This window comes from Pedobacter sp. 01N416, assembly GCF_056399685.1.
The window spans coordinates 1-4,848 of record NZ_JBFTRT010000475.1 but is presented as its reverse complement, the minus strand read 5'-3'; the positions used below and the strand labels follow the sequence as shown (position 1 = coordinate 4,848).

Annotated in this window: 2 protein-coding genes; both read left to right on the top strand. The window is 39.4% G+C overall.

Annotated features, from left to right (window positions below; all coding sequences use genetic code 11):
- Window positions 1-4,071 (top strand): CBM96 family carbohydrate-binding protein (locus tag AC1DND_RS21745; RefSeq protein WP_477584708.1); only part of this gene is annotated, 4,071 nt, incomplete at its 5' end.
- A 363-nt stretch (window positions 4,072-4,434) separates the two neighbouring features.
- A partial coding sequence (locus tag AC1DND_RS21740; protein WP_477584707.1) for a ligand-binding sensor domain-containing protein occupies window positions 4,435-4,848 on the top strand: 414 nt, incomplete at its 3' end.

The window sequence follows — 4,848 nt, the reverse complement described above, 5'->3', positions numbered from 1 at the left end:
GCTTCTGCCAGTACATTTAACATTAATGGTATTCTTACCTGGAATGGCATTATAAAAACGTTACAAGCAGCCTCAGGAAGTAATTTTTTTAACACCAATGGAGACGTTGTTGGCACCACAGGCATACACGACTACAGTAGCAATAGGGGGATCTACTTAGGGGGTACAGCAAAAACGATTAACTTAATTCAGTCTCCAGGAACTGGCACCATGCCAAACAATCTTTCCTTCGGTCTACTACTTAAAACAAACCATGCATTATCAGGGAATTGCAAGTTGTATGACCCAATTTTATACAACCAACCCTCTACACTTGATCTTGCGGGCTATAATCTACAGGTATCTGCTCTTAAACAAGGGGCTGCAAGTAATTTAATAAAAGGCAATACCGCTTCTAACCTTACCATTTCTGGAAGTACAGGTACAACAACCAGTGCAAGTGTAATTAATTTTGATCCTACAGCGGCAGTGCTTAATGGTTTTAATATTGATAATGCTTACAATGCTTCTGCAGCGCAGACAAGCGTCACTATAAACGGAAATCTTACGGTAAATTCATTGAATTTTGGCACTACCACTGGAGATAACGGAACGAGAATTCTACAAGTAAACGGTAATTTTACATTGAACAACAGTGGCTCTATGCGTGTACAAACTAAAGGAGCAACAACACCAGGAACTAATTATGATCAATTATCAGCAACGGGAAATGTTACCATAGGAACCTCAACAACGCTGAAGGTTGATTACACTAATTCATATACCCCTCAAGCTACAGCACTTGCTGCGGCCGTAACTAGTTATAATGCACTTAATATTGTGGTAAACGGATATAATATCACTGGAAATATTACCAGCTATGGTCAAACGACGTTTCTAAAAACTTTTGCCCAACAACTCAAATTTCATCCCGAGGATACTGACACCTATACCAAAGCCCTTAACACGGTGTGGTTGGTATCAGACCTCGTATGTAAAGGAACATTGGCTTTAGACTATAATCAATATTCTTATAGAGATTTTGCAAAACCAGCAATACTAATACCCAGCATTAAAGACAACTCGTATGTAAAAAGCTTGTTCGAAAATGTACTGTATCAACAGAATAATTTCGACTATATATGGAATCCTACAGTTTCTGGCATTAATGTAGACCATGTTGGAAACTCAGGAGTTGTTACCATGGCCTATGTAAAATGGATTGACGCTGCCGATGAACGTTTTCGTTATATGACTGCTTTCAAGCGTGAAATGGAAGCATTTGCCGCCTATTCAGAAGGGACTAAGGACGGGTTAAAGCCAGACGGTTCAGGATTTCATCACTGGGCAGCCTATCCATCATATATGTATGATTTAAGCTATGCAACGAGTATTTTTTCATGTTTACGGCAAACTTCCTTTGAGATAAGCGGTGCAGGTTATCTTCGTTTTAGAGATGCACTTATGGCACAACTTATGTTTACCAATGATGCAACTACGAGATTCTTAACTATGACAGGAAGAAAACCCGAAGAAGTAGCTACTACCATTAGTAGATACGATTTCCGTAGTATGGCATTGACAGGAGGAAGTATCTTAGGTACAGGGGCCTCAGATCCGGTTATGGCTAACATTTACACTCGTTTATGGGGTACTTATGCAGCATTTGGTGACAACACTATAGCACCTTACAACGAAGGTTATTTCCAGTTCAATCATAGTATGGCGGGCATTTATCGTAAAAACAATTGGCTGGTGGTATGTAAAGGATTCAATGACAATATGTTTGGCACAGAAACTTATCCAGATGCCAACCGTTTCGGCCGTTATCAAAGTTATGGCGCCATTAATATCGTTTATCCTGGAGATGCCCCAACTGGAAATGGATTTGACTATACAACCTGGAATTGGAATTACAATCCGGGAACTACGGTTATCCGACTTCCATGGGATAAGCTTCATGCCGAAAAAAGCAATCTGGATGAAAGACAACAGAAAAAGTTTGCAGGTTCTTTAAGTTTTGTAAATAAAAACAGTAATTACCTAAAAGCGATTCATGGCACCTATGGTATGTTTGCCATGGATTTTCAGGAAGCAACTGGAAGAGGATGGGGAACAACCTAYTCTTCGGAAAACCATAACCCGACATTTGTTTTCAAAAAATCTGTTTTTGCGTTTGACAATATGTTGATTTGCCTTGGTTCTAATATTGGCAACAATGATGCAACAAATACTACATTAACAACCTTGTATCAACGTAAAGCAATAACTGGTAAAGACCAGGTAAATGTAGACGGTAATTTATTGCAAACAAGTACTTACAACAACAGCTATACAGATAATAATAACCACTGGCTTGTTGATAATTTCGGTACCGGCTTTTATGTTTTTGCGGGAAGTGGTACGATCAAACTGACAAGAGCTGATCAACAAACACCACAGCACACAATTCCAATAGCCAGCCAAAATGTTGCCAATAATCCGATAGGAAACTATGCCATAGGTTATATCGATCATGGAACTGCTCCATCAAATCAAGGCTACGAATACATTTGCATGCCTCAGGCCACCACCACAGACATGACTAATTTAGACAGCCAAGTAGGTGCCGGCAACAAACCTTATACCGTACATCGTAAAGATAATGTTGCCCACATCGTAGAATACAAACCAACAAATGGAAGCCCTATTTTTGGATATGCTTTTTTTGCTGCCCTTTCAGGAATAAACAATACGGGATTATTAACTGGTGCTGACTATCCTTGTTTAACAATGTCGCAATATGATTCGGTACAGAAAACCCTTAAAATAGCAGTAAATAATCCTGATTTGGGATTTGCCTATAGAGAATATACTCCATCTATAAGCAAACAGATAAACATTACCATAAAAGGAACAAACTGGCAAATTTCCCAGCCCAATGCTAATGCTAACATAACAGGTACGGCAAATGGAGAAACTACAATTCAATTCACAACCGTGGATGGGTTACCAGTAGAAATTACATTGGCTCGTGTTTTAACCCCACAAACCATTACCTTTAATGCAATGCCAACAAAAAACATGGGCGATCCGGCATTTAATTTAACAGCAACTGCCTCATCTGGTCTCGCTGTTAATTATACCAGTTCCAATACTGATGTAGCTACAATAAGTGGCAGTACGGTGACCATTGTTGGCGAAGGTTCAAGCACAATTACGGCTTCGCAGGCAGGTAATGATATTTATGAAGCAGCCACGCCGGTAGAACAGACCCTAAAAGTTAACTCAGTGGTCGGCGCTCTGGCAGATGCTTATGTAAGAGATGGTAGCTATGCTGCTTCCAATTTTGGAACAGCAACTACATTAACGGTAAAAAAGGACGGTACCTCATATAGCAGGGAAGTATATTTAAAGTTTGACCTAAATGCAGCAAATAGTTTTGATAATGCTAAACTGAGGTTAAATATTGCTTCAGCTGGTACCAGCGTAGCAGCTACTACTTGGCAGGTGTACTATGTGCCTACAGATAGCTGGACGGAAACAGGTATTAACTGGAATAACAAACCCGCTTCCACTACGTTGTTGGCAACCATTAATGGTCAAAGTTCTGGATGGGCCGAATGGAATATTACGAACCAGGCGTTAGCAGAATTTTCGGGAGATAAAACATTGTCGCTTCGCATCGTTTCAACAGTTGTAAATGGTTCGTCAGATGCTTCGTTTAACTCAAGGGAAGTTACCAGTACAACACTTCGCCCGCAGCTTCTGTTAACACCAGCAGCGGGCGCACCTCAGGGCTTATCGATGTCTGTAATGCCATCAGGAATAAAGAACAGTGTGATTAACAACGAAACAGTACCTGAGCATAAAGATATAAAAGTGCAGGCATACCCCAATCCTGTAGAAAGGGTACTCCATGTAAATCTCACTGGGTATAACGGTGCTCAGGAAGCGCGGCTGTTCGATATATTTGGCCGAACTTTACAGCGTGGGAGACTTATCAATGACAGTGTTGACTTTGATGTATCTGGATTGAGCGCAGGTTTATATGTAGTGAGAATATATGGCAACAATAAATCGATAGCTACAGTGAAAATAGTGAAGATATAAAGTATACTTAGTAGATCTTGTCCCGTAGGGTTAACCCGACAAGATCCGAACACCAAGTTATAACCAGCAAAGATTAATAGGTGCTTTTGCAATTGAATAAAAACAAGAGCTGCATTCATACTCTATGAATGCAGCTCTTTGTATTTAGTGCTCCTGGGAAGACTATTAACGAACTTTTTTAATTGATTACTTGAAGCTAATTGCAGATTTGAAGATTCCGAAATGATCTGTTTGTGTAAAAAAAGGACGAGGCGACATAGCTTACCGGTCAGGCTTGATTGGAAGAATTGCAAAAATGATATTATTTAATCTATTTAGGTGAAAAATTATAGTAGTTTGAACTGATTTGTAAACCTGTAGAGAATGATGTATATTGTTTCAAATCTGTATTTATCATTTCCAATCATCCCAATGAAGAGCCCTTTTAACACATTAATGATCGCTAGCATGATATTGCTATGTTCTTTTAATGAAGCTTTTGCGCAGCTTTCTTTTGATCATTTGTCGGTAAACAATGGACTTTCACAGAGTACGGTTCAATCCATCTGCAAAGACAGCAGGGGCTATATGTGGTTTGGTACACGCGATTGCTTAAACAGATATAATKGTAAGGCGATTAAAATTTACAGAACAAGTTCCGATAATAGTTCTATTAGTTCCGATGATTACATATTCGCACTGAAAGAGGATCATGAAAAAAATCTTTGGATTGGAACACAAAATGGGCTAAACCGCTATATCGCTGAAAAAGATGCTTTTGAACGCATCATCTACAAT